The organism is Methylocystis bryophila, assembly GCF_027925445.1.
In the GTDB taxonomy this organism is placed as follows: domain Bacteria; phylum Pseudomonadota; class Alphaproteobacteria; order Rhizobiales; family Beijerinckiaceae; genus Methylocystis; species Methylocystis bryophila.
Genome location: NZ_AP027149.1, coordinates 3,185,833 through 3,212,570, shown reverse-complemented (window position 1 = coordinate 3,212,570; position 26,738 = coordinate 3,185,833). Strand labels below are relative to the sequence as shown.

General features: G+C 61.3%; 19 protein-coding genes. 12 read left to right on the top strand and 7 right to left on the bottom strand.

What is annotated here, in order from left to right; genetic code table 11:
- The first annotated feature begins 421 nt into the window (after positions 1–421).
- Positions 422–1,144, top strand: a complete 723-nt coding sequence (locus QMG80_RS14930; protein WP_085769894.1) for a hypothetical protein — start codon at positions 422–424, stop codon at positions 1,142–1,144.
- A gap of 107 nt (positions 1,145–1,251) precedes the next feature.
- The gene (locus QMG80_RS14925; protein ID WP_085769893.1) at positions 1,252–2,178 is read left to right on the top strand and encodes a substrate-binding domain-containing protein; all 927 of its coding nucleotides are present in this window, start codon (positions 1,252–1,254) and stop codon (positions 2,176–2,178) included.
- A gap of 407 nt (positions 2,179–2,585) precedes the next feature.
- On the opposite strand, the gene QMG80_RS14920 is transcribed toward QMG80_RS14925, so the two are convergent.
- The 3 genes from QMG80_RS14920 to QMG80_RS14910 all read right to left on the bottom strand — a co-directional run bounded on the left by QMG80_RS14920 (position 2,586) and on the right by QMG80_RS14910 (position 14,497).
- A complete protein-coding gene (locus QMG80_RS14920) occupies positions 2,586–3,296 on the bottom strand; it encodes a hypothetical protein (protein WP_158658521.1) in 711 nt (236 codons plus the stop codon).
- A gap of 372 nt (positions 3,297–3,668) precedes the next feature.
- Entirely contained in the window at positions 3,669–8,213 is a 4,545-nt protein-coding gene (locus tag QMG80_RS14915) for an outer membrane beta-barrel protein (protein WP_085769891.1), read from the bottom strand.
- Positions 8,214–8,224: 11 nt separating this feature from the next.
- A complete protein-coding gene (locus tag QMG80_RS14910; RefSeq protein ID WP_158658520.1) occupies positions 8,225–14,497 on the bottom strand; it encodes a two-partner secretion domain-containing protein in 6,273 nt (2,090 codons plus the stop codon).
- A gap of 566 nt (positions 14,498–15,063) precedes the next feature.
- On the opposite strand from QMG80_RS14910, the gene QMG80_RS14905 reads away from it, so the two are divergent.
- From QMG80_RS14905 to QMG80_RS14895, 3 genes are read left to right on the top strand one after another with little or no spacing between them, the layout of a single operon-like run.
- Positions 15,064–15,492, top strand: a complete 429-nt coding sequence (locus tag QMG80_RS14905) for a MotA/TolQ/ExbB proton channel family protein (protein WP_085769889.1) — start codon at positions 15,064–15,066, stop codon at positions 15,490–15,492.
- The gene (locus QMG80_RS14900) at positions 15,485–15,868 is read left to right on the top strand and encodes an ExbD/TolR family protein (protein ID WP_085769888.1); all 384 of its coding nucleotides are present in this window, start codon (positions 15,485–15,487) and stop codon (positions 15,866–15,868) included. Before QMG80_RS14905 ends, QMG80_RS14900 begins: the two co-directional genes overlap by 8 nt.
- Before the next feature lie 31 nt (positions 15,869–15,899).
- On the top strand, positions 15,900–16,589 hold the full coding sequence (locus QMG80_RS14895) for an energy transducer TonB (RefSeq protein ID WP_085769887.1): 690 nt from the start codon (positions 15,900–15,902) through the stop codon (positions 16,587–16,589).
- 82 nt (positions 16,590–16,671) lie between these two features.
- Here QMG80_RS14895 and QMG80_RS14890 read toward each other — a convergent pair whose 3' ends face one another.
- A complete protein-coding gene (locus tag QMG80_RS14890; protein ID WP_085769886.1) occupies positions 16,672–18,066 on the bottom strand; it encodes an alpha,alpha-trehalose-phosphate synthase (UDP-forming) in 1,395 nt (464 codons plus the stop codon).
- A gap of 392 nt (positions 18,067–18,458) precedes the next feature.
- A complete protein-coding gene (locus QMG80_RS14885; protein WP_085769885.1) occupies positions 18,459–18,827 on the bottom strand; it encodes a VOC family protein in 369 nt (122 codons plus the stop codon).
- 202 nt (positions 18,828–19,029) lie between these two features.
- Here QMG80_RS14885 and QMG80_RS14880 point away from each other — a divergent pair, with 202 nt between their 5' ends.
- Positions 19,030–19,281 (top strand): hypothetical protein, encoded by a 252-nt coding sequence (locus tag QMG80_RS14880; protein ID WP_085769884.1) that lies wholly within the window; start codon positions 19,030–19,032, stop codon positions 19,279–19,281.
- Between the two features lie 128 nt (positions 19,282–19,409).
- On the opposite strand, the gene cax is transcribed toward QMG80_RS14880, so the two are convergent.
- Positions 19,410–20,462: a calcium/proton exchanger gene (gene cax, locus QMG80_RS14875; protein WP_085773414.1), complete on the bottom strand. Its 1,053-nt coding sequence runs from the start codon at positions 20,460–20,462 to the stop codon at positions 19,410–19,412.
- Between the two features lie 303 nt (positions 20,463–20,765).
- Between cax and QMG80_RS14870 the strand changes: the two genes are divergently transcribed.
- The 6 genes from QMG80_RS14870 to QMG80_RS14845 all read left to right on the top strand — a co-directional run bounded on the left by QMG80_RS14870 (position 20,766) and on the right by QMG80_RS14845 (position 25,463).
- Complete coding sequence (locus QMG80_RS14870; protein WP_085769883.1) at positions 20,766–20,957, top strand: hypothetical protein; 192 nt, start codon at positions 20,766–20,768, stop codon at positions 20,955–20,957.
- 114 nt (positions 20,958–21,071) lie between these two features.
- The gene (locus QMG80_RS14865) at positions 21,072–21,386 is read left to right on the top strand and encodes a hypothetical protein (protein ID WP_085769882.1); all 315 of its coding nucleotides are present in this window, start codon (positions 21,072–21,074) and stop codon (positions 21,384–21,386) included.
- Between the two features lie 74 nt (positions 21,387–21,460).
- The gene (locus QMG80_RS14860) at positions 21,461–24,016 is read left to right on the top strand and encodes a heavy metal translocating P-type ATPase (RefSeq protein ID WP_199769012.1); all 2,556 of its coding nucleotides are present in this window, start codon (positions 21,461–21,463) and stop codon (positions 24,014–24,016) included.
- Between the two features lie 72 nt (positions 24,017–24,088).
- On the top strand, positions 24,089–24,673 hold the full coding sequence (locus QMG80_RS14855; protein ID WP_085769881.1) for a hypothetical protein: 585 nt from the start codon (positions 24,089–24,091) through the stop codon (positions 24,671–24,673).
- Positions 24,674–24,714: 41 nt separating this feature from the next.
- Positions 24,715–24,921, top strand: coding sequence for a hypothetical protein (locus QMG80_RS14850; protein ID WP_085769880.1), 207 nt, complete (start codon positions 24,715–24,717; stop codon positions 24,919–24,921).
- Between the two features lie 197 nt (positions 24,922–25,118).
- On the top strand, positions 25,119–25,463 hold the full coding sequence (locus tag QMG80_RS14845) for a hypothetical protein (protein ID WP_085769879.1): 345 nt from the start codon (positions 25,119–25,121) through the stop codon (positions 25,461–25,463).
- Positions 25,464–25,479: 16 nt separating this feature from the next.
- Here the strand turns inward: QMG80_RS14845 and QMG80_RS14840 are convergent, their stop codons facing one another.
- The gene (locus QMG80_RS14840; protein ID WP_199769011.1) at positions 25,480–26,301 is read right to left on the bottom strand and encodes a manganese efflux pump; all 822 of its coding nucleotides are present in this window, start codon (positions 26,299–26,301) and stop codon (positions 25,480–25,482) included.
- Positions 26,302–26,738: the final 437 nt, after the last annotated feature.

Genomic DNA, 26,738 nt, shown 5'->3' with positions numbered 1-26,738 from the left:
TGTTGCTACATAATAATATGTTTGTGATGTCAAAAGTCGCTGTTGTGTTAAGCGCCTTGTTGGTCGATTTCCATATCGCAGCAGTCTGCTGTGATGGAGGCGTAGAGTTGAAGGCGGGCGCGGTTGATCGGCAATAACTAAATTGACGAATGCGCGTCTGATCCAGTTGTGTGTAATAAAACTCACGAATAAGGCAGGGGGTAAGTGGATGGCAAAGCATACATTATTGAAACTCGCGGTCAGCGGCTGGGCGCTGGCCCAAGCTTGTGCTTCAGCGCAGGCGGCGACCTGTGCGACAACCTCTAATATTACGGTGGCGGCAACGCCAGTCGCAACAAATACGCTATCGAATATCACCTCAGACTTCAGTCTGGTATATTCAGCGAATTATACTCCAAATAGTCCAGCGGACTGTTATACGGTGACGCTGGTTAGCGCGCCGGCCGCGACTATCGAAGGCGCCGTCGTCGCGGCGGGGGCGGCGGGTGGAAACGCCAGCAGTTCCTATGATGTATTTATCGCGGAATCGCCGCTTGTTCCGGCGCAGCTCGCTGGGCTGCACGCAAGCTTGGTGGGCGGCTCGCCGTTCTGGATCGCCACGGACACGCTTGAGCTTTATTCGGCCAGCATCGACGTGTCGGCTGGCCTGCCTTGGTTTCCCGGCGCATTTTCGGTTCCCAATCCGGTCACCTTGGATCCTTACGGACTCGCGACCGTAGAGACGCTGAAGGCGGCTTGGCCGCGCCTGCTCGCCAAAAGCCTTCCGATTACGACCGACGACGCGCTCTCATCGTGGTCCGCCGTCGAATACGGCTTCGGAACCCCCGCCTACGGCTTCACCGGCAAGTCGCAGATCTGCACGAATGTGACGGGCGCGGAAGTTTATGAGAGCGGCAGCTATCACCACGAATATGTTCTTGGCCGCGACTATATCACTCCCATCGCCTGGACCGGCCTCAAGCTCAACCGACTCTCGAATGGGGCGGTCGTCGCGCGGACAGCGCAAGCGGAAAATGCCGTGAACGCCTTCATCAGCTTTTTGAGCCAGGCGGGCGTGACGGTGACCGACAAGACGACGAGCGCGACGTTGACGCTGAACGGCGGCAAGACCGACTTGGCGCAGAGCTGCCTCAAGACGAACTGATCGGAGACCCGCGCGCTGGCCGCACGAGCTGCGCGGCAGGTCTCGCGCAAAGAATGACGCGACGCTCATGAACCGTCGCTCTTCAGGACGATATAAGGGAAAAGCTCATGTCCACGAAAACATGCAAGAAATTGGCTATATCGCTGCTTGCGACCGCGACCTTCATGAGTGGTCCGGCAATGGCGGGGTCTACGATCAATGTCGCTGTCGCCGCAAATTTCACCGGGGCGATGACGGCCTTAATCGCACAGTTCAAATTGGCCTATCCGAGCAAGGGCTACAATGTCACCTTCACCGCGGACAGTTCTGCGACCTTGCTGACGGCGATCCAAAACAAGACAACGGCCTACGACCTGTTTCTGTCGGCGGACGCAACGCGCGCGAACGCTCTCACCACTTCTTCCTATCTGACGTCTCTCGGAGCGGCCGGAACATGCGTTCCTTCATCCACTCATGGCTGCGGCTCGGGCTCGCCGTTTCTTTACGCCGTCGGCGTATTGGAATTGTGGTCGCCCACGCTCGCAAGCGTCGCGAGCGGCCTTCCCACCACGGTTCCTTTTAGCCCGTCCATCGTCATCGCGGATCCGACCAAAGCTCCTTACGGTTACGCGGCGCAACAGGTTCTGGCCTACTCGCCTTGGTCCCTTCCTCGCTCCGGAGACCCGAAAGCCGCCTGTCCCGACCCGAATAGCGGGACAAGCAACCCCAATTGCTTGGTGCAAGCGCCGACCGAAGGGCTTTACACGCAAAGCAACATCAGCCTGACCTATTCGGCGATCAAGAGCGGCGCCTATCAGTCGGGATTCGTCGCTCAATCCTCCATCTGTAAGGCGAACACCTCCGGCGTGAAAACCTTCACCGGATACCATTATACTTACCCGGCTGCGGGCCCTTATGTTAACGGTCCGATCAAGCAATGGGCGATCACCATCACCTCATCCGCCGCGGGAACGGAGCTGGCCGACTTCCTCACCTTCCTGCAGAGCGCCACGGGGCAGGCGATTATCAAATCCTACTGCTATTCGCTGAGCTAGAGCGCGGTTCGAAAATCGAGAGCGAGTTTTTCTCTGCGCGCGCTCTCGCTGGCGCCCGTCGATCATATTGCTGCGCTCGGGCGATCCGCCCGAGCGCAACGTGATCCAGGGCGGTTTTTTCGCGACCGACTTCATTTGAAAGCGCAAGAAAATGGCGCCTGCGCGCGCCCCGCCTCTCGAGGCTTCCTCAACCGTGCAAGACAGATCCGCTACACCCGTGCTGGGCGCGTCACAAAATACGGCGCCTGAAAAAAGCGGGGGCGGCGGCTAGAGCGCGATGCGAAAAAGTGGGAACCGGTTTTTTGCGCAAATCGCGCTCTAAACTTTTAGAGTCGATCACGTTTTCTGCGTTCAGGCGGTTCCACCTGAACGCAGCGTGAGCTAAGGACCTTCGCGCCGTATTGAGCTCAGGCGCGGCGGGTCCTCACATAAAAGCCGGCGACCATGAGAGCCGCAAGACCGGCGAGGCCGGCGCCGGGATTGGGTCCGGGAGAGATGAGCGTCTCCGCCACATTCGTAATATTAGCGCTGGCCCATGCATCCAATGTTTGAGCGCCACTATTGTCGCTTGTGGAAAAGGCGATCGTTCCGGCTTGGTTATCATTGGCCTGCACATCATAGTTATAAGGTGTCGTGATGCTTGCAGGCAGCGCCAAACTCGCGGCGTAAACGTAATTTGTTGCATAATTCAAAGCGTTCTTGCCATCAGGCGTCACATTGGAATAAGACGTGCTATGATATTGCTCTGAGGAAGAAGATCCGTCGTTGTAGCCGTATATCTGATCGAAGTAGCCATTGAGATTCGAGGAAACGCTGACGCCATTAATCGTCACCGTCACGCCGAGGGAAGGGCTGGAGGTCCCCACGGAGGTTCCACCCGAAGCGGAACTCTCGGTCGGGGTGGTGAAATAGGACCCCATCACTGTGTTGAACGTATAGGTAACCTGGTAGCTATCGCCTACGAGGTCCCTGTTCGGCGAGCCAAAGAGGCCAATTTGGTCGAAGCCGGCGGAAACCGTCCCCGTGTAGGTCACGCCGACGATCGCAGCGTCCGCCGACGGAGCGCCTAGAAAAAGCGCCGCCAACGTCGCCGCGCCAAACACCCGTATCCCCATCATCGCTTTATCCTTCCCAGCTCGATCCAAGCCTTCCCGAACCGCAGGCTGCGGGAGACCGTTCCGCCAGGACAGGGCTTCCGCGAGCCTTGGCGGTCCAAGTTGATGCTGCGCTCAAGCAAGGATATTGTCAACGATATAAAAATTATTTGCTTAGCGTGTTGCTTTGATGCAACGTTTATAGAAGAGAAAAAATGGGAACATGCGCGGTTTTCGTGGCCGCCTATTCTGGCGTCAATGCTTATGAGTGCGCATTTTATTCTTCTCTGCCCTCGAGCCGATCTGCTCGACGTCGGCGCAAGCGACGCCGAGCGCGCGCCGCCTGTTGACGGAGAGGCCAGACTGGCTAGCGCTCCGAGCCGGACGGCCGCATTGCTATCTCGCTTCCACGGTCTCGGGTGAGCCGAAGTTGAAGTGGTAGTTCAGGCCCGCTCGGGCGATGCTCGCCTGCGGGTGGCGGCGGTCGCCCGAGGCCCAAAACCACGGATCGGCGGCCCCTCCCTTGCCAAGATCGACGTAAAGATACTCCGCCTTCGCCGACCAACCGGGGAGGAACATCCACTCGAGGCCGCCGCCCCCAGTCCATCCCGCACGGATTTCGCTGGAACTGTAGGTGGTGACCTGGGCGTAGGAGAGGCCCGCCGTGCCGTAAACCAGCAGCGAGGAGAGCGGCAGATAGCCGGCCCGGCCGCGCGCCGTGCCGAGCCAGGGCAGGGCAATGCCGCCGCTGCTGCTGGCCAGGGGAGCGGCGATGCCGGCCGTGGCATATTGGTCTCCGAGAGTGTCTTGATATTGGACTATGCCGTAGGGGCTGGGATAGATGTAGCTGGGTCCGCCTTTCTGCCCACTCGTCACGCTCGTGCCTTGTAAATCGGCTTCCGCGCCAAGCACGAAGTCGCCCGCAAAACGGTAGTTATATCCAATCTGAGCGCCTCCGATCAGACCTGCGACGCTTCCGCGCTGGGCTCCGCTCGGCAAAAAGAAGAGGTTGCTCATCGTGCTGTTGGGGCTCACCGTCAGGGGCGGGTTGAGGCTTACCTCCTGCGGAATCGGCCAGTTTGCCGGATTGGTTCCGATAGCGCCGTTGGGATCGGCGTAAGGCAGCAACCCGTTCTCTCCGCTCCCCCAGGTCTTGGCGCCGCCGAAGTTCAACCCGGCATAGAAGCTTGTCCAGGAATCGGCGGTATGCAGGGTCTTGCGGGGAGCGGGCGCCTCGCTCTCGGCCGAGGCCGACTTCACCACGAGCCCTTCCGGCGGCTGGCGGCCGTTGAAGTGATAGGAGAGGCCCAAGCGGGCGATGTTGCCGTCGAAGTGATAGGATGGCTGCGGGGCTGTGGCCGACTTCAACGCGAGAATGCTGGTCTGCTGGAGCAGCACGCCGCCGATGGGATAGGCCGTCCCGGTGTCGTAGTAGAGATATTCGGCCTTGGCGCTCCAATGTGGCGCGAACATCCACTCCGCGCCCACGCCCCCGGTCCAGCCGACCCGCAAGTCCTGATAGAGCGAGCCTCCATACACCGGGTAGGCGATCGACCCGATCGTCGGCTGCACATAGACGCTCGTGTTCAGATGGACATTGGCCATGGCGAGACCGCCGGTCCCGTAAAGCAGCAGCTTTGGCGTGGCGAGGAAGCCGAGCCGCGCCCGCACCGTGCCGACATAATCGAGCGCCTTGTACCCGTTGGTTACTCCGGTGGCGGCCCAGGGCCAGTTGCTTGTGCTGACGACTTCGTTCGCCATGCCCTTGGAGCCAACGACGCCGTCGACGTCCGCCTCGAAGCCGAGGACCGCGGATCGTCCGAGCTGCCAATCATAGCCGATCTGCGCGCCCCCAAGAAAACCGTTATTCGGGAGCGTGAGCGAGGAATTCGAGACCGTGGCTATGTAGCCGATGTAGCGATAGGCTTCAGAGGTGGCGTACGCGGTTGTCGTTCCGGGGACGGTGTTGAGCGTCTCGTTACCGCCGAAATTCGCGCCGCCGGTAAAGCCGGCATAGAATCCCGTCCAGAGCGGCCTCGGAGAGTCCGCGGGGGGCGGTGGGAAAAGAGCGCTGAGACCGAAAGGCAGGCGCGTGCGGTCCTCCTTGCCGACCTTGTAGCGCAGGGCCATTTGCGCTTGCCAGTTCCGGCCCAGTTGCGGGCCGTTGAGGTTTTGATAGACGGGAACTCCGGCTTCGATCCCGATCTCATAGGCCGGCAATCCGAGCAGCGCGCCGTAGATCGTGGCGCCGCCGAAAATTTCAGCGCGCTGACCGCCGTAAGAACCGGGATTGGCGGTCTGCACCTTGCCGGCGACCTGAGGATCGTGACCGATGATCGACCCTTGCATGCTCCCGACGAGACGCAGCGTCGTGGTCAGACCGGGGATCCAGCTATATCCGCCCCAGGCGCTGAACTCGTGCAGGTCGCCCCATGCGTAGCCTTCGGGATTGAGGAAGAGAGGAAGCCGCGCGCGATAGGACAAGCCCCACGACCAGTCGTCCAGAACGCCCTTGTAGGCGATGCCCGGCATGATGTCGAAAGTGCCCGTGCCGGTCTCCATGCCGTAGAAGGCTCGAGTGGTGGAGTAGGTGCCATTCGGCTGCAGAAGGGTGCCGGGCTCGTTGGTGCTGCCTGTCGGGAAGGACATGCCGACATTGAGTTGAAGCTTATTGATCGGGTCCTCGTAGAACCGCCAAATTCCTGAGAGCGACGAATCCGTGAGGCTGTCAGAGTAGGGAAAGCTCATGCCCCGCGGCACGAGATTGGAGAATTGTTGGAAGGGAACGGCGGCGCCGTTGAACGTCTCCATGTGGCTGTGCTTCTCGATGAAGCCCGTGCCCATGACGACCGAAAGCGTGTCGGTGAGGCCATAGGCCAGCGTCAGCGATTGCTGCTGCACGGCCATGTCGATCGGAACGGTGCGCACGTTGATCCACGGGTTGTAGTACCAGCCCGTTTGCGCGGCGATTTGCGTCGGCGAGAGGTACTGCCGCCCGATCTGGTTGTGCGAGAAATTGGAGAAAGAGGGGAGGATGGAGAAAACCGAGGCGCCGCGCCCCGGCATGTCGGCGCCGAAAACGCCGAGCGGAGATGACGGCGGCGGAAGCTTTGAAGGAGAAGGCGTCTCCTCCGCCGGACCGTCCGGGAGCCATGCGGCGAGCTTCTCGCCAAAATCAGGCGACGGAGTCTCCGTGAAGAGACCACCGCTGGTCGGCGCCGACGCGGTGCTCATGCCGATCTGCACCAACGCCTTCGTGCGCTTGTCGTAACTCGGCGCGATGTTTTCCGAGCCATAGGTGTGCGCGACTTGCGCCTTGAGGAAGATCGACTGCCGCGGCGCGAATTGATAGGTCCCGTAGTAGCCGGCGCCGGCGTCGCTCACCGGCGAATAGGCATACTGGGTTGTGGTGTACCATCCGTTTTGCAGCCAGGCCGCGCCGATGTCGGTGAAGAGACCGAACGAGTGCCGGTAATTTTCAACGCTGGGCAGCGCGAAGTTGAGCTCCGGCGTGAAGACGTAGCCGCTGTCGCCTGCGACGCCTTCGTCATAAGATTTCACGCCATAGAAGCCGGTCACCTCGATCTTCTCGCTGGCGTCGAGATTTCGGCCCAGCGACTTTTGCGCGCGCAGAGTCGTCGAGAGCGAAAGCCAGGGGTTGAACGCGAGAGTCGAATTGAAGTTGAGATTGAGCCTGGCGTAGGATCCGGCCGTGTTCACGCCCGCGACATTGGCCGCCCGTTCCGTCGGATCGGGGAAGTTCACATGGCCGGTCGTCGCGGAGAGGGTCGTTTGCGTCACGAGCGGCATGTCGAACAATGAGCCGACGGTGTTGCGCGTGACGCCCACGGTTCCGAGGTCGATGGTGCGTGACGCCGTCGAGGTCTTGAGGATCAGGTCGTCGAGATATTTGTGCGTGAAGTTCGAGAAGAGATAAATGCTGTCGTCGCGCTGCCGCTTTAGGTCGTAGGTGAGAGTGCCGGAAGCCCCGTTGGCGAGGCCCGCCGCCTCGGACGACTTGTAGATTCCGCCTAGCGCATAGCTCGTTTGAAAAGCGCTGATTTCGGCCCGCAGCCCGTCGAGCCCGACAGGAAAGGAGTAAGCGGCCCGCCAGTTGGAGAGCTCGGTGTTTTCCGTAAGCAATCCGAAGAGCGACAGGCGATCTCCCCAGCCCAGGGGCGAGTTCACGGACACGGCGCCGCTCATCCTGAGGCGGCCCGTGTATGCATAGCCGTAATTGTCCCCCAGCACGTAGCCTTCGTAGCGAGGCGCTTCGGGCGCGATGAAGTTCAAGTTCGAGGTTTCCGGCTCCTTGCCTGGAGACACCGCGATGCGCGGAACGCCCGCGCCGGGAAGGTCGGAGATCAGCAGCATGGCGCGCTCGATCTCGTCCCTATGGAGGTACGGCGACGACTCCATAGCGCGATCGATGACGCCTTGCAGCAGCCCGCTGTCGACGAGCGAATTATTCTGTAGGGTCACCGCCGCGCGTTGGCCGACGAGGAGCTTGATGCGCAGCGTGCCGGAGCGAGCGTCCTGCTGCGGAACATAAGCCTTGGCGACGATATAGCCGTGGCTGCGGTAGAGGTTGGTGATCTGGTCGGCCGCGTCGTAAATCTCGTTGAGCGTGAGCTTGCGATTTTCAAAGCCCGCCAGAATCTCATGCGTCTCGTCGAGCGGGATCAGTCCTCTCGGGGCGTCGACCTCGAAGCGACGCACGAAGAGCTTCTCATTCCCCGGGATCGACAGGCGCGGCTCCGCGAATTGGGGAAGGACGACTTGAGGCTTCGGCGCGGGCGGCGCCTCCCGTCTTGCCAGCTCGGATTGGCGAAGCGCGTCGCCGGCGTTAAAGGGAAGACCGATCGATTGCGCCTGTGCTGACGTTGCGAGGGCGAGGGCGGCCAAGCTCACCGGGCCGAGATTGACGATTCTGTTGCTCATCTTGCTACGCTTCACTTGTGATCGCTGGGAGCCTGGGTCTTGGTCTCTGGGGCCTGAGGCTTGCTTTCCGGAGCCTGTGTCTTGATCTCTGGGCCCTGAGGCTTGCTCTCCGGAGCTTGAGGCTTGTTTTCGGGAGGCTGAGGCTTGCTTCCCGACTTCTCATGAAGCTCGTACTGCTTGCCCTCGATCTCGATGCTGTGGATCGTCGCGCCGAAGCCGGCCCCTTTCGGCTTGGCGACGGGGGGAGGCGGGGTGAAGACGTGGCGGCGCGGCGGCGGCGCTTCCTTCGCCTCCGGTTCCGGCTTCGAGTGGCTGGGGGGCGCGCTGAGCGAAGCCGCTTTGGCGCGCGCGTTCGCGGCGTCGGTCGCCTGCTTGCGCTGGAGCCGCTCGCCCTCGGTTTGGTTCGTGGGGCTCGAGACCCTGTCCGAGAAGGAAGGGCCGGCAAGCGCGGACGTCTTGCCCGTTCCCGCGGAGGCGGCGACGCGGGGTCGCGGCGGCGTGGACGCAGAATAGCTGGTGTCGACGGTTGAGACGACGTTCGCGGCCTGAGTCTGATCGACGAATGGGTTGATCGGTGTGCTGATGCTCTGCGTCGTCGACGAGCTAGATTGCGACGGATTGGTGCCGGTGGCGCCCGCCGTAGCGTCGCCAGGGCCGCTGCCGGTGGCGCTTGTTTGACCCGTGCCGGAAATGCTCCAGCTATTGCCGCCGTAGTTGGCTCCGGAAGTGGCGCCGCCGATCAGGCCGCCGGTAGAGTTGGGAAAGTTCGAATTCACAGCTCCGGTGGCGGAAGATGTCGTGATGCTCGTGAAGGGATCGATGTTGCCGCCGACGAGGCCGCCGACGCCGAAGGTGTTTCCGACAACGGCCGTGACACTTCCCCCCGCGGAAGAATGATCGATGTTGCCGCCTGTGCCGAAGAAGCCGGACTCATTGAGCCCGACCAGCCCCCCGACGTCCGCCGCAAAGGTGGTTTCCGGATTCGTGGCGGCCACGGTGATATTTCCGCTGGCCTGGGACCCGGTGACGTAACCGCCGTTATTCGTGCCGACGAGCCCGCCGACGCCCTGAGTGGCCGCATATTGATTGGTCACCAATACGTTGACGTTCCCCGTCGCATAGGAGTTCGAGATCACCCCTTCGCCCGGCGGGCCGAAGGAATTATTGTTCTCCCCCACCAATCCGCCGATGCTGGCGATGAGGTCCGTGGCGGTGACGGTGCCGGTGGCGTGCGAGTTGGAGATGTTGCCTGAGTTGTAGCCGACCAGGCCTCCGGCGTAGGCTGCGCCCTGCAGCCCTCCGGAGGCCGTCGTCGAGCCAACCGCCGTGACGGGGCCGTTGGCGTAGGAATTGTTGATGTTGCCTCCCACAGCCGTGAGGAAGTTTGGATTATTGACGGCGGCGAGGCCGCCGGCATCGAACACGCCGGTGACGTTGAGAAAGGTCCACGAATTGTTGATGTTTCCTGTGTTGGTGGCCACCAAGCCGCCCGCGCTGTAACCCGAGATCGAGCCGCCCCAGGCGTAAGTATTGTTGATCGTACCGTTATTCCCGGCGACCAGCGCGGCGGTCGAGGAACCCATGGTGGTGTCGGCGCTCAAGGAGCTCACGTTCACGTATTGGAGACCGACGTCGCGAACGACTGCCGCAAGGCCGGTGTTTTGGCCGACGACGCCGATCAGCGCGTCGTAGTTGCTGAACGTCGGGTCGGTGATCGTGAGATATCGGATCACGTGGTTGAAGCCAGCGAACGTTCCTTCGAGATCGTTGATGACCGGCCCGGAAAAGACGACGCCGCCTCCCGCGTTGATGTCGCTGCCGAGCGCGTAGAAGCCGTTCGCAGGCGAGCTCGCATTGGGAGAGATCGCTTCGAGCTGCGCCAGCGTGTTGATGATCTGATAGCTGTTCCCGTTGATCGTCAGGCTCGGGTTGGCGCCATTCAGCGTGATCCCGCCTGCTTTCCCGAAGCTGTAGTTCTCGATGGGCTGGGCAGGGGCGGGGGACACGGGCACATAGGTGTTCAGCGCGAGGCTCGCGTTGGCGCCGGTCAGCACGATCGGCGCGTTGATATTGATGTAGCTGCTGGGGTTGTTCCCCGAAGTCAGCACGAGCCCGGCCGTCGCGCCCGTAGCCGTGATTGGCGCGTTCACGTTGATGTTGTCGGTCGCCGTGAGCGTCAGGACGGCGTTCGACGACCAGCTTGTGGGAGCGTTGATGAAGACGTTTCCGCCGCTCACGCTGGCCGTTGTCTCGAGCGCCATGCTCTTGCCGGTGAAGGCGAAGGAGCCGAAGCTGTCGCTCGCGCTTTGCAGCGAGGCGTTGAGATTGATCGCGCCCCCGGCGTTGAAGGTGAGCAGGCCCGCGCCCGAGGTGACCGGCGCATTGATGGAGATGTCGCCAGAGGTATTCAACACCACATTGGCGTTCTTGAGCGTGGCGATCGAAAGCGGCGCGTCGATCGACAGCGTCGACACGGGCGCTACCGACAGCTTATGACCGAAGCCGTTGAAGTCTCCAGTGAACAACGGTATCTGAGCCAGGCTCGCAACCGCGACGTTGCTGCCGAGCACGTAATCTCCCGATGGATTGCTTCCCAGCGCGCTAAAGCCGGCATCGGAATTGATGACTGTGTAATTCTGGCCGTTCAGCGCCACGGCGCCGGCGCCGGAGAAATCGATCCGACCGGCGTATTGGCCGGTCGAGGCGAAGCCGGTGTAGAGCCCGTAGGGCGAGCCATCCGGATTGACGCCAGGGGTCGGCGTCGTTGTCGGGTTGCCGTTTCCATCGAGGACATAGCCGTAGTTGGCGGCGAAATTCCCCGCGCCGCTCACGGTGAGCACGCCGTTGACATAGACGCTTTGGCCAGCGTTCAGCGTCAGCGTGCCGGTCGACCAATTCAGCGGAGTGTTGACGTTGACGTTGTTCGTGGCGGCGAGCGTCAGAGACCCCGTCGACCACGTCACAGGGGCATTGACATTGAAATTGTTCGCCACCGTCAGCCCCGTCAGGACCGGCGGCGTCGTCCAGGCCTGAGACTGCTGGATATTGAAATCGTGGTTGACCAATCCCCCGATCGTCGCGACGTTGAGCGCGTTGACGGCATTGACATTGACGTCCACGCCCGCGTTCAACGCGAGGCTGGTCCCAGCGCCTGTCGCCGTGATCGGCGCGGCAATATTGATGTTATTCGTGGCGGCGAGAGTCAGCGCGCCTGTCGACCATGTCAGGGGGGCTTCGACATTGACGTTGTTCGCCACCGTCAACCCGGTCAGGCTTGGCGCCGTCGTCCAGGCCTGCGCCGCCTCGATATTGAAGTCGTGGCCGATCGTCCCGCCGATTGTCGCGACATTGAGCGCATTGGCCGAATAGACATTGACGTCCGCGCCTGCGTTCAACGCGAGGGTCGACCCAGCGCCTGTCGCGGTGAGCGGCGCCGCGAGGGTGATATACTTCGCGGCGGCGAGCGCGAGCGTGCCCGACGACCATGTCAGAGGGGCGTTGACAATGAGATTGCCGTTGATCGTCAGCCCCGTCAAATCCGGTGGCGTTGTCCAGGCTTGCGCCTGCTGGATGGTTAAGCTGACGGGGATGTACCCGCCGATCGTCGCGACGTTGAGCGCGTTGGCCGCATTGACATTGACGCTGTAGCCCGCGTTCAGCATAAGGCCCGCGCTCGGCGCGTTGAGCGGCGCTGCGAGATTGATGTTGTTTCCGCTGGCGAGCCTCAGCGTGCCCGTCGACCATGCCAGAGGGGCGTTGACCGCGACGTCGCCCCTCACCGTCAGCCCCGTCAGGTTCGGGGGCGTCGTCCAGGCCTGCGCCTGCTGGAAGTTGAGGTCGAAGACCGTCCCGTTGATCGTCGGGACGTTGAGCGCGTTGACCGCGTTGATGTTGCCGTACACGCCCGCGTTCAGGGTGAGGATCGCGGAGCTGCCGCTCATCGTTATGGGCGCGCCTATGTTGACGCTCATGTAGGGCGCGTTGAAGATCAGACGAGCGATGGCGCCTGTCTCGGTGATGGGCGCGTTCACGTTGATGTTGCTGCGGGCGTTGAACGTGATCATGCCCGCGCCCGAGGTCACTGGCGCATTGATTGAGATGTCGCCCTGAGAATTCACCACCACATTGGTGTTCTGCAGTGTGGCGATCGAAAGCGGCGCGTTGATCGACTGCGTCGACACCGGCAGCGAATGTCCAAAGCCGTTAAAATTACCGGTGAACAGCGGTATTTCTGTTAGGCTCGAAATCGCGACGTCGCTGCCGAGCACGTAATTTCCCGACAGATTGCTTCCCGAAGCGATGAGGCCTGCCTCGGAACTGATGACCGTGTAATTCTGGCCATTCAGCGCCACGGCGCCGCTGCCGGAGAAATCGATCCGACCGCCATAGCCGCCATTCCAGCCGAAACCGGTATAGAGCCCGTAGGAAGAGCCGTCGGCATTGGCGCCGGCGGTCGGCGTTGTCGTCGGATTGCCGTTTCCATCGAGCACATAGCCGTAGTTGGCGGCGAAATTCCCCGCGCCGCTTACGGTCATCACGGCGTTGACGTTGACACTCTTGCCGGCGTTCAGCGTCAGCGTGCCGGCCGACCAGCTCAACGGAGCGTTGACGTTGACGTTATTCGCGGCGGCGAGCGTTAGCGCGCCCGTCCATGTCACAGGGGCATTGACATTGAAATTGTTCGCCACCGTCAACCCTGCCAGGTTTGGTAGCGTCGTCCAGTCCTGCGCCTGCCCGATATTGAAGTCGTGGTTGACCAACCCCCCGATTGTCGGGACGTTGAGCGCGTTGACGGCATTGACATTGACGTCCATGCCCGCGTTCAGCGTGAGAGCCGCTCCAGCTCCTGTCGCCGTGACTGGCGCGCCGATGTTGATGTTATTCGCGGCTGCGAGAGTCAGCGCGCCTGTCGACCATGTCACAGGGGCATTGACATTGAAATTGTTCGCCACCGTCAGCCCCGTTAGGTCCGGTGGCGTCGTCCAGTCCTGCGCCTGCTGGATATTGAAGTCGTGGCCGATCGCCCCCCCGATTGTCGGGACGTTGAGCGCGTCGACGGCATTGACATTGACGTCCATGCCCGAGTTCAGCGTGAGGCCCGCCCCAGCGCCTGTCGCCGTGATCGGCGCGTTCACGTTGATGTTGTTGGTGGCGTTGAGCGCGAGCGTCGTGTCAGCCGACCAGCTCACCGGCGCGTTGACGTTGATGTTGCCGTCCGTCCCGCTGCCCGAGGTCGAAAGAATGGAGACGTTGGTGCTGTCGAGCTGCGACGAAAGCGCCACGCCCGTGATGTCGCCGCCGCTCGAGGCGATCGTGAATCCGTCGGGATCGATGAGCCACAAGCCTTTCTTGCCGCTCGCCGCCTGGGTCGTGACGACCGCGTTATCCGCCACGGTCACCTTCGCGCCGCTTGTCTCGATCGTTCCGCCATTGCCGCCGTTGGGCGCGGATGCGTCGAGGCGCCCCGCGACCTTCACCTTGCCGCCGTTGGCGACGAGCTTGATCGAGCCGGTGCGCGGCGGCTCGCCCATGAGCCCCGCCATGGTCCGCGCCTGAATCACGCCGCTGTTGTTGACCTGCGCCGAGAGCAGCGCGTCGGCTGCGCGCGCGGTCAGGACCACCTTGCCGCCGTCGGCGATGATCGCGCCCTTGTTCTCGACGAGCGCGTTCAGCGTGCCCTTGTCCGTCGTCACCTCGACGAGCGCATTGCCGCCGATATTCAGCGTGACCTGTTCGCCTGAGGCCATCGCGACCGTGCCCAGCGTGGCCGTGATCGTTCCCTGATTGGAAACCGTGTTGCCGAGCAGTGCGACATAGCCGCCGGGGCTCGTTTGGATGTTGCCCTGATTGACGACGGAAGCCGTGGACTTGCCGGAGAACTGGTATTTTCCGGCCATGAAGTTGTTGTTCGAAATATCGAGCGTCGAGGCCACGAGGCCGCCGACATTGACCTGCGCGCTCTTGGTGAAGACGATTCCGGCCGAGTTGACGATGAACACCTGCCCATTGGCGTTGAGCGCGCCCTCGATGACGCTTTTCTCATTGCCGATGACGCGATTGAGCGTGACCGACGTCGGGCCCGGCTGGTTGAAATTGACGGTCTCTTTCGGCGCGATCGAAAAGAGCTGCCAGTTGATGATCGCCTGATTGGTAGATTGATTGATGGTGGTGGTGGCCCCGTTGGCAGAAATATTGGCCTGACCAGAGACGACGACGCCGCCCTGCGGCGCGGCAAGAGACGGACGTCCTGGCAGAAGCGCGCATAAGCCGCTCAGCAAGATCATTCCGACCCGAGAGGGTTCTGCCGCACTTCTGACAAAATTGGGAGCGCTATGTAGAGACTCTCCATGTCCTAGGAAGGTCCCCGACTCCTTATCGCTATGCCGACTCATGTGTGCTTTCCATTGCTGTTATACACTAATATGACGCAGTATCATTTCATGTCTAGCCTAAAGCTTGAGCAGGGTAGCATTTGTCAATGCGGTGTTGTACGTTTACAACAGGCTCTGCGTTGGCGGCTATTGGAGCGGTGTTCTTTCATCTCTCGCGCCGAAATCGGCTCTTTATCGAGCACGCATGATTAAGTATATAGCGGTACGCCTGAGCTTTGGTCGCTCGCTTGAAGGCTCGGGCCGCCGGAAGCGCGCTGACAGGCGCATCACGAAGCCGGCCTGCCTCTTGCTAACGGAAGCGACCGATGCGGCTCACGCTGGGCTGGCGATCCGTTGCGGCCCGGGGATTGATCCAACACGCGCGCGCGCCGCGGGCGTGATCGCGGGCGCGGTGAAACGAATGCTCGACGCGGGGAGCGAGTCCGCTTGCAAGCGTCGTCACGATGGAAAGTTGAACCATGAGAATGGAATGGGTGTCGGCGATCATCGACTTTTGCGTGCTTGGTCTGCTTTCGACCATGAGCGTCGTCGTGGTCGCCATTTTGCTCGAGCGTCTGGCGTTCTTTCGCTCGTTGAAGCTTGAGAGCTTCGCGAGCGCGAAAGCGCTCGAGCTGGAGCTCACGCAGCGGATGTTCGTGGTCGCCTCGGTGGCCGCCAACGCGCCCTATATCGGGCTGCTCGGAACCGTGCTCGGCATCATGCTGGCGTTCTACAACATGGGCGTCGACTCGACTGCCGACGTCGGACGCATCATGAGCAGCCTCGCGCTCGCGCTGAAGGCGACAGCCGCCGGACTTATCGTCGCTCTCGTTTCGGTCACCGCCTATAACTTCTTATGGCGCAGGATAAAGGTGTTGATGCTGACGTGGGAGATCGCGCATGGATGACAAGCCGTTCGAGACGATCAACGTCATTCCCTTCGTGGACATCATGCTTGTGCTGCTTGCTATCGTGCTGACGACGGCGAGCTTCATTTCCACGGGACGCATTCCGGTGTCGCTGCCGCAAGTCGCGAAAATCGAGGTCGAGAAGCGCAAGGATCAGATCATTGAGCTGCCCGCGAACGGCGATATCTATTTTGAGGGCAGGCCCATCGCGAAGGAGGCGCTCGAGGAGAAGCTCAGGGACTCGCCGCCCGAGACCTCGATCCTCATTCGCGCCGATCGCTCCATAAGGTTTCAGAGCTTCGTCGATATCGCGGACATGCTGAAGCGGTTGAAGATATCGAAGGTCGGAATTCAGACCGAGGGCGCATCGAAATGAGCGACGCGTTCAAAGAGCAGGCGAGGGAAGCGTGAAACTCACGATCGAGCGCGCCTTCGGCGTCTCCCTCATCATCCACGCGGTCATCATCCTGCTGCTTATGATTGCGATGACGGCGAAGGAGGACGATTCCGACGAGACGCTTGTCGTGGATCTGAAGGGCGTCATCGCCGATGATCAGTCGGAAGAAAAGGTGACCGAGCAGACCGCAGGCTCCTCCGCCTCGCCGGCGACAAGCGCGCAAAAAACGCAGCTCGCACAGGCCGGCGAGAAGCGTCAAAGCGATGAGACGCCCACAGAAGCGGGTCCCGCAATCGGCGCAAAGCCGGAGAGGGCCGCGGCGGCGAAGCCCGCTCCCGATTCACCGGGCTCTGTGAACATTCGGGGAAGCGAGCAGCAGCAGGAAGCCCATAAGCTTCGCTCGCGCATTGAAAATTTCATCGATCCCTTGAAGGCTTACGTCAAAGCTCTAACCAAAAGGGTCGAGAGCAAACTCGCCTATCCAGAGGCCGGCAGACGGGTGGGCCTGCATGGGTGGCCCATCGTGTCTTTCACCATTCTCCAGGGAGGGGCCTTGCGCGCGGATTCGCTCAAGCTCGTCACGAGCAGCGGCTCTCCGAAGCTCGACGAAACTGCGCTGCAAACGATTCGCGCTTGCGCGCCCTTCGAGCCGCCGCCACGCGAGATCACTTTGAAGATGACTGTCATATATGGTCATTAGGCAAGTCGCCCGGCGGCTTCGACGTCAGCTCACCGGATGACCATTGAAGTCATCAATGTCTTGGCTGCTATGTCGGAGGCTTCTATTGGCGCGCCGCAAGCGAATGATCGGCGTTCGCCAGCGTGCCGACGAATTGCTCCATCCAATTACAGGCGTCTCGCTCGCGAATCCGAGCCATCAGGGCGCTGTGACGCTGGATCCGTTCCGCTCGCGGCATGTGGATGGCCGTCTGCATGGCCTGCGCCACTTCATCGGCGTCATAAGGATTGACAATCAAGGCCTCTTCGAGGTCTTCGGCGGCGCCCGCAAATCGTGACAGCACCAAAACCCCCGGGTCCTCTTCATCCTGGGCGGCGACATACTCCTTGGCGACAAGATTCATTCCGTCCCGCAAGGGCGTCACCAATCCCACATGGCTCCCGCGATACAGCGCGGCAAGCGTCTCGCGCGCGACTCTGCGATGAATGTATCGCACGGGCGTCCAGTCAAAGTCGCCGAACTCTCCATTAATTTCGCCCGATAGCGCTTCGAGCTCATGGCGAATGTCGGCATAGGCCCTCACTTCTTGGCGGGTCGGCGGCGCGATCTGCATCAATGTCACCGCCTTGCAGTTCTGGGGGTAGATCTCGAGTAGGCGGCGGAATGAGCGCAACCGATCCGGCAAGCCCTTTGTGTAATCCAGGCGATCCACCCCGATGATGTTGATGCGGGGCTCACCCGCTCTGTGCAAGCGTAGGATGCGTGTGCTCGCCTCGGGAGTTTTGGCCATTGCGGCAAAAGCGTCGACGTCGATGCCGACCGGGAACACGGCAACCGAGAGAACCTTGTCCGCCACGCGGAGCACATCGGACGAAACCATCTCCCCGCCCATGAAATCACAAGCGAAACGGCAGAAGTTTCCAAGATCGGTTTTGGTTTGAAAGCCGACCAGGTCATATTCGAAGAGCGCCTTGAGTAACCACTCGTGCTCTGGAATCGCCATCAGTATGTCCGGCGGCGGAAAGGGAATATGGAGGAAAAATCCAATTTGAGTCAGGACGCCGCGCGCGCGCAGCCGAGCTCCGAGCGCGATGAAATGATAGTCTTGAACCCAGACGAGGTCGTCGGACTGCAATAGCGGTATCAGCATTTGAGCAAATCGATCATTGACTCGCCGGTAGCCGTCGGCGCTTTCTTGAGTAAAGCGGGCGAGATCGAGCCGATTGTGGTGAACGGGCCAGAGAGCGGCGTTGGCGAATCCAAGGTAATATTCGCTGTAGTCCCGTTCCGTGAGCGGCGCGGTCGCGAGCGTCAGGGCGTCAAATTGCGTGCGCGTCGCATTGATTTCCGCGTCGTCGGCGACGATCTCGCCATTCCAGCCAAACCACAACGCGCCGCGCTCACGCAAAGAGTCGAGGATGCAAACCCCAAGCCCCCCCTGGGCCTGACTGCATTCTGGATCTGCAACTCTGTTCGAAATGATGACGAGGCGTCTCATGTATTAATCCGGCTAGGCCCTAAGGAACCGACGTGGCTGGGTAATGGGCGTAAGAAAACCAGCCAAACATGGCCCTTTAGGAGCGAAAGACGGACTTTTCCGAGACAAAGCCGATAGCGGCCGGGAAATAACGGCAAGGGCGGGATTCTCGTGCAAAAATAACTTCTGCGGATTTTTGTCCAAAGCCGACTAGACTCCCCGGGATCAATCTTGCGGACCCTTTCTTCGGTCGGCGTCAGGGGGCTGATTTGAATTGTGCTTCCGAACGAACCACAAGCACGGGTCGAGGATCGGCGCCCGAATCCCGCCTTCGCGCGAGGGAAGGGGCGTTCTCGTTCTAATCCGCGGGTGAGTAAGGACAGCGTCGCTTGGCGCCTTCGCTGTCACATTTGTCACTGCGGCGCCGTCATCAATTCGAGCAGATGGCCGTCGGGAGTTCGAAAATAGACTCCGCGTCCACCGTTCCAGTCGTTGAGCCTACCGTCGTCGGAACTCCAAGGGGCGCTCCCAAAGGGAAGCTTCTTCGCCTTGACACGATCCAAAATTGAATCGAACTCGGCGTCGCTCACATGAAAGGCGTAGTGGCGTTGGTCGAACGAGGCCTCATCCGCGAACAAGAGCGTGAGCGTGTCGTTGACGCGGACCGGCGCAAAATGGCCATTCGACTCTTGGGCAGGGAGCCCAATGGTCTGCGCGAACCAACGCGCCGCCTCACGCTTGTTGTGCGCGGGCACGATGGTGTGGTTGAGGACGATGGTCATGGCTTCTCGCGGTTTCTGTCGGTTGTCGCTGGTCTTCAAATAGACTGTTAGCGCAAGAAATCACGAGCGTTGCCGACTTCTTGCGGGGCGCCTGGCCGCGGGTCGCGTCGGGGCAGGTTTTGGCCCTGCGTTCATTTGGTTGTCGCGAAACAGGACTATCCGAAGAGGGTTCGTCGTCGTGCAAACTCAGCGAGGCGCTAAGATGCGAGCCACTTCGGAAAATTACGCAGACTATGATACGCAGCCCGTCGCGGACGACGATGCCAACGAGCTTGTTCCGCGCGCCGTGCGCGGAGTGTCGCGCTTCGCTTACAATGGTTCCTACTGGCTTTCATACGGAGTTGTTTACGCCATCGTATTTGTGGCTCACTCTCTGCCCCAAGAGAACCCGGTGATGCATGGCTTTCGCGACGGCGCGCGTGCGGCCATCGATGATTTGAAGACGGAAGAATAGTTACTCGCAGCCGGCTCCGATTTCCGGAGGGGGACTGACGCAAGCTGTCCCCCGTCGGCGCGAGCTTGGCTCCGTGAATGGCTTGGGGTTCGATTTCAGAAATCGTATTTCTTTGCTTCGGCGCGCCGCTATTGCTGGAAAAAATAGGCCAGCGCGATCATCACATAGGCCCCGACCAGCAGCAGCCCCTCATACCAATTGGTCTCGCCGTCGGAAGCGATGGCCCTAACGATGAACGCCGCGCTCGCGATCGAGAACAGGTCGAGCGGGCTGGCGAACACGAGATTCATCGGTTTGCCGATCGCCCAGGAGGCCAGCACCAGCACGGGCGCGACCACAAGCGTGATCTGGATTGCGGAGCCTACGCAGAGGCCGAACACGATATCCATTCTGTTGAGGCGGGCAAAACTCACGGCGGCGAGGAGATCCGAGAGGGTGCCGATGAGCGCCAGCAGGACGACGCCAATGAAAGTCGGGGAGAGACCGAGAGCAGAGGCAGTCTCCGCCAGATGCGCCGACACAAGCTCCGACTCGAAGGCGATCACGAATACGCCGCCGGCCATGACCGCGAGCCCCTGCGCTAGGCTCCACTGCGCCCCATTTTCAGTCGCCTGCTTGTCTGCGAAGATTTCCCGGTGAGTGATCAGCACATAGACCAGATGAGCCGCGTAGAGGAGCAGCAAGACGACCGAGACGCAGAGGCTCAACTGCTCATCAAGCTGCGACAGATCCGCTCGCGACGATGATTGTCGCTGGGTCATCTCGAAGGCCGCAGGAAGCAGGAGGACCACCGCCACCAGGAGAAGCAGGGTCGACAGGAGATGCGCCTGCGGCTGGCCGAGGCTTTGCCGCTCGCGCCGCCAGCCGCCGACAAGCGTCGAGATTCCAAAGAAGAGCAGCGTCGTGCCGATGATCGACCCTGTGATCTGCGCCTGCACGACACGGGTCTGCGCGGTCGCGAGCACGAACAGCGCCAAAACGAGCTCGGCCGCGTTGCCGAAGCTAACATTGAGCAAGCTGCCGATGACGCCGCCGAGGCGCCCCGCCACTTCCTCGGTGCCGCGGCGCACCCAGTCCGCCAGCGCCGCGATCGCTATGAGCCCGGTGAGGAACACCCATTGGGGCGCGACATGAGAAAAATGATGAAGACCGAGCGACAGCGGCACAAAGAAGAGCGGCATCGCAATCCGTATCAAAGCGGCGTTCGCCACAGTCGATTCTCCCAAGGCCGGCTGAGGACCCACTTTGTCTGCACTGGCGAACGTCTGTAAACTGCTGGCGCGTAAGTCGGCGGCTTTTCAACAGCGCGCTTCGCCCTCGCGCGTCATCTCACTGTTAGCTGCTACCATTCAGATCCGTCATTTTAATGAATCTCGAGCCCAGCACTGCAGTTTGCCGCATATCGCCCGCTTGGTCATTTGACTGTCGCGAAAAGCCGCCATATCGTCGTCTCTGCAATCTCTTAGACCATATGAGGAGCTGACATGGGAGCCGTCGCCCAGGGTTTCGCAGACCATGAGACGCAACCCGTATCCGACGCCATGCGCGATGCGGCGGCTGCCGCCGCGGATCACGCCGCTAGGGTAAAGCGCACGGTGCGCGCGATATTTTCCTTCTTCTCCAGCGCGGCAATCGCAATCGTCCGCTGGGCGCGCGGACGCCTCCGGCGTCGTTGAGCCGCACAGGCGGCGACGTTCGGCGAATGGAAAAGTCGAAGGTCATTCCACTGTCGCGAGACGCCGCCATTCTGGGAATCACGAGAGTCCTTCTGACTTTATGAGGAGCAAGAGATGGGCGCTACCGCCGGGAATATCGCAAACGATGAGCTTCAGTCCGTAGGCGACGCTTTTCGTGGCGCGGCGACGGACGCGGCTGATCAGGCCGCCGAGCACGCCGCCACGGTCAGGCGAACGGTGGTCAAAGGAGGGGCGCAGGTCGTTCGGGGAGCGTCGCGCATCGTTTATAGCAGTTCCTACGTGCTCTCCTATGCAGTCGTTTACGCTGCGGTGTTCGCGGCGCACTCCTTGCCTAAAGAAAACCCCGTGATGCATGGTTTCCGCGATGGCGGGCGCGCCGCGAAGAAGGCGTTGAAGCCGGAAGTCTGATCGTGACGTCGCGACGCCGGGATGAAACGGCCGGCACTCCCTGTCGTTTCATAATGGCCTGAACAGAGGTTCCGATGCATTCGGGTCCAGCGGCCGGCAAGGCCGGTCCGAAAGTCTCCTTTCCCGGCGCTGGAGTCATTCGAGTCGAAAGCGCTGGATTTCTCGGCGCGCCGGACAATGATTTCTGCAGACGCTTTCTACAGACGGCGATGCTGACTCCTGCGATCGAGGCGGCTGTCATCGCCCCGGGCGACAAGCCTTCTATCGACTTGTGCTTCAACGAGAAGCGGTATCGGCGCAAGAGCGTGCTGGCTCGGCTCGCTGCCTTGTTTTCCGGCCGGGCGCAACACCAGGAAGAGGGTAAGCGCCTCGCCGTGTCGCCCTCGACGACAGCGCGCGATGGCAAGGGCATCGTGCGTTATCGCCGCTTCGGCGGTCGCATAACCGGCTGGCGCGTGGAGCGCGCGCGCGTTGGTTCGGCCCGTCTCAGCAATCCCGTGCTGTACCGCAAGCGCGTTTTGTGCGAGGCGATCGAGCGCGAGCTGATGAGCTTGCTCGGCGTGCAACGTTATGAAACCTGCTCGCTGAAATGCCGCGTCGAGATCGAGTACGACCCAAGGCAGATCAGCGCCGCGCAGATCGTCGAGATTCTCGATGAGGCGCTGGCCGGCACGCCGCACCCGAAAAAGCTCGACAAGCTGGACCGCGAGCTGATGATCTGCTCCGCCTCCGTTCCAATCGCGGCCTTGGCGCAATTGGCGGCGCCGGCCTTGACGCCTGTTTCCGCCGCGCTGTTTGCTTACACCGCGCTGCCGAGCTTCAAGGGCGCATGGAAAGTCGTGACTGAGGAGCGCCGGCTCGGCGTCGACGTGCTCGATTCTATCGTCGTCGGCTCGTGCCTCGCGACCGGGCAAGTGCTCCCGGGCGCCATTCTGTCCTGGTGCCTCTGCTTCGGGCGGCATCTGGTCCGCCGCACCGAGGACAACTCAAAAAAAGCTCTGCTGGGCGCCTTCGGCAAGCAGCCGCGCTTCGCCTGGCTTCTGCAGAACGACCAAGAGATCGAGATCGCCATCGATAAGCTGCGGAAAGGCGACGTCATCATCGTCCGCACGGGAGAAGTGACGCCGGTCGACGGCGTCATCGTGGATGGTCTGGCGATGATCGATCAGCACGCGCTGACCGGTGAAGCGACTCCTGCCGAGAAGGGGATTGGCGATCAGGTCTTCGCCTCGACCGTCGTCGTCGGCGGCACGATGCGTGTCGCCGTCGAGAAGTCCGGCGGAGAGACGGCGTCGTCCAGAATCGCGCAAATTTTGAACAACACCGCTGGCTACAAGCTCGCCTCCCAACACGAAGGCGAGCGGCTTGCGGACAAGGCGGTCGTCCCGACGCTGGCTGCGGGCGCGCTCGCCCTGGCGACCATCGGCCCGAACGGCGCCACCGCCGTGCTCAATAGCGACATGGGCACAGGCATCCGCATGGCCGCGCCGCTGGCCATGCTCTCGACATTAGCGTTATGCGCACAGCGCGGCGTGCTCGTGAAGGACGGCCGCGCCCTAGATCTGCTCTGCGGCGTGGACACGGTGCTGTTCGACAAGACCGGCACGTTGACTCGGGAGCGGCCAGAAATCGGGCGCATCGTCAGCGCCAATGGCTTCACGTCCCGGCAGGCTCTGCGCTTCGCGGCCGCGGCCGAGAGCCGGTTCCATCATCCAATCGCGCTGGCGCTCTTGCACAAGGCGGAGGAGGAGGGGATTGATCTACCTTCGACCGATGCGACTCAATACAAAGTCGGCTTCGGGATCTCGGTCGGGGTCGAAGGTCGCCGGATTCGCGTCGGAAGCCGCCGTTTCCTCGAGACGGAAGGGGTCGCGGTGACGCCGGAGGTCGAGGCGGCGCTCGACGAGGCCCATCGTGAGGGGCACACCATGGTTATGGTGGCGGTGGACGACGTCCTGGGCGGCGCATTGGAGCTGCGCGCCTCGGTGCGGCCGGAGGCGGCGCAGATTGTCACGGGACTTCGGGCGCGCGGCGTCAAGCACATCGCGATCATTTCCGGCGACCAGGAAGCGCCGACCCGCAGGCTGGCCGAACAACTTGGCATGGACCGTTATTTCGCTCAGGTCCTGCCGGCGGAAAAGGCCGATTACGTCGAAAAGCTTCAGCGAGAGGGCCGCAGTGTTTGCTTCATCGGCGATGGCGTCAATGACGCGATCGCGCTGAAGAAGGCCAATGTCTCGATCTCCTTACGCGGCGCCACCTCGATCGCGACCGACACGGCGCATGTCGTGTTCATGGAGCCGGGGCTCGGCAAATTGTGTGAGCTGCTCGACATCGCCCGAGACCTTGAGCGCAACGTGCAGACCAGCTGGATCCTGATCCTTGTCCCGAACGCCCTCTGCATCGTCGGCGCTTTCACCCTGGGATTCGGCGTGGGGATGTCCGTCCTGACCAATAACATCGCGGCCCTGGGGGCTCTGGCGAATGGCGTGCGGCCGATGCGGAAAGTCGCCGCGCTCGAGGCGGAGCGAAGGCGCCTGATGGAGATGCAGCTTGAGGCGGGCGGCTTCTTCAGCAAGGAATGCGAGGCGATCGAAGAGGCATTGGAAACTGCGCGCGCCGCCGAATAAGCCGGCGCCGGCGCAGGCCCCGCGACATCCGTAGCCGACTTCGCGATCGCGCGGCCGAAAGGGAGAGCGGAGATGCAGATTTTCAGCGATGTGTCGGGGCGCCTGCAGTCTGCGCTCGGTAAGGCCGAGAAGGGCCTGCAGTTCGTCAAAGCGAACGGAGCTCAGTTTCGGCAAACCAGTCAGCCCGCGGCAGATACCGCGCGGAGGAACCAAGTCAAGAATGCGCGGTTTCGCATCTATGTCATTGACACGGGCTGGAACTCCGTCGCGCGCAAGGCGTTGCGAGAGAATCTAGACCTCATTCGCGAATTCAACGACGAAGAAGAGGTCTATTTTCTGGACCGCGGCCAGTCGATCGCTTTGCTGCGTCGACATAGCCGATTGATCGGCCACGACCCGATCATCAGCGTGCACGACCTACAAGCCATTCATCGGCGCCGGGTCCACCATGTGCATGGCTTCCGTCTCCATCTCGGCCTGCTGCGCCAAGAGGACCAGGCGTTGCGAGCGCTGCAGATGTTCGCGCGCTTCTTGCAGATGAACCGTTCCGCAAAGGATCTGGAGAAAGTGGTGCGCGCGAATCTGCACAGGCAGGGCCTCGCCGGGGCGATAGAGATCGTCGGCGGAGTGGGATATAAACATCTGACTGAAGAATGACTATTCGCGGGCGTCGACCCTGACCCTATGGAGGCCGATCAATGTTCGAAACACGGTGGACCGAGGCGGTCATGGGCCTCGTGCTCGCTATCGGCGTCGCCTATGTCGGCTATGAGGTCAATCGGCGGCAGAAGAAGTTGCGCGAGATCTTCTACGTGCTGGAGGGCGAGGATCGTGCGATTTTCGAGCAACTCGAGGAAATGGTGAATAGCGGCGTGCTGAAGCCGGACCAAAGGCCAGCCACCTGATCGAAAGGGTGAGCTGCTTGTCCCGGTCTTGAGCACGTTGCGTTGAGGCACACGCGCCCGCGCGAAAAGCGGAATTGATTTCAAAAAAGTAGTGAGCTCTCGACGCGAAAATCGGATTTCCGCTTTTTCTGATCGCGCTCGAAAAGGTTGACGCGGCGGGGCAAGGCGAGACATGACGTCCCAAAGGAGCCTTCCGCATGACAGCAAAGATTTCGGCGACGTCCGCGAGCGCCCGATCCTCCGCCGCTATATGCGAGGGCGAGCAGGAGCAGCCCGCTGATTTGCGTATCGATGAACTTCCGCGCGACGCCGGATGGGTGCTCGTCTATGTCGGCGTGCTCGGCGTCGTCCTTCCCGGTATTATCGGCTTCCCCTTCGTCATCGCCGGGGGCGCGATGCTGCTGCCGGGCGGGCCGCAACTGCTGAACCGCTGGGTCGGCCGAAACCCGCCCCCAGTGGTTCGCGCCAGTGTGAGGCAGATCATCCGATTGGTCGGCGATCTCGAACGCCGTTATCCCCGCCTGCCGCGAACTCCGTCCTGAGGCGCGGGACGGCGACTCACAGCACCTGCTTGATCCCTATCGCGATCAATAAAGCGCCCCCGACGATCGCCGCTTTCTCGGTGATGTTCCTTCTGACGAAGACCTCAGCCATGTAGTTTCCCGCCCATAGGGCGGAGAAGCTGATGAGCGCAGAGAGAAGCGCCACGACGAAGGGATTGGCGCCGATAATCCCTCCGCTCAGGCCTCCTCCTATGTTGTTGATGGAAAGGGCGATCCCCAGGACGGTCCCTTCTTTGAAGTCGATGTGTCTGGACTTGTCCAAGTCGGCTCGGTTCGGTTTCAGCAAAACCGCCAATAGATTCGTCGATCCGCTGTTTGAAGGCTTTTGCTCGCGCCACGCTGGCTTGCGCGCCTGTATGATCATCCAGACGCCGATGGCCACGAGAAAGCCCATGGCGAGCATCGAGGCGGCTCTTGCGCCAAGATAGCCGATTGCTTCAGCGCCAAAAGCGGCGGCCGTAAAGGAAACAACGAAAGTGATTATGGATATCCATAGATTTATAATCGTGCTCACCCGGGTTCCCTGAATGCTATACGCAATTCTGGCTCCCAGATTATCGACGTTATTAGTTAGAGCGATCGCCATTGCGCACAAAAACGTCTGGATATGCCATTCGCTGTTCGTGCCGGTGGCGGCCTGGATGGTTTGCTCGAGGACGAAGGACGCCAGCATGAGCGTTGGCAGGCCCACCCATAAGACTTTCGCAGGGACGACGAAGTTTGGCAGGTTTTCTGGAATGAGACGATCGGCGATCCAAACGCCGACCTGCCGCAGGAACCCTTCGGCTTCACGAGATGGGTTGCGCTCGAGCGTCAAGATGGACCGCCTTCCGTGCTTCACGGCCGTATGGGCCTCGAGGCGGCCTCAGCTCTTGCGCTCGGGCGCCGCGTTTGCGGCCGCGCGCCGGAACCGTTTTCGGCGATGAGTCATACACTTATTGAAGAGTTTTGTGACGGTATCGTTGCGGCGAAGCTCGGCCTGGACCTCGAGGCCTGGTCCGGCATGCGGCAAGACGGCGCAAGGTCGGCGCTTGCGATGTCAGTTGCGCGTCGCGCCCGGGCCGTGTCCGTCATTCCAGTCCATTGCCGAAGGTTTCGTGCTCCGGCGCGGCTGCAGGGCGGGGCCGGCGAAGTCCGCAGGAATCCTTGGCGAGGGACCGAAAGGCGAGAAACGCACAGGCATATGAAACATGTCAGTCAGAATTGAAAGAATTGTTCGACAAGCCTGTGAACTTCGATTCTGGCTTTATCGGT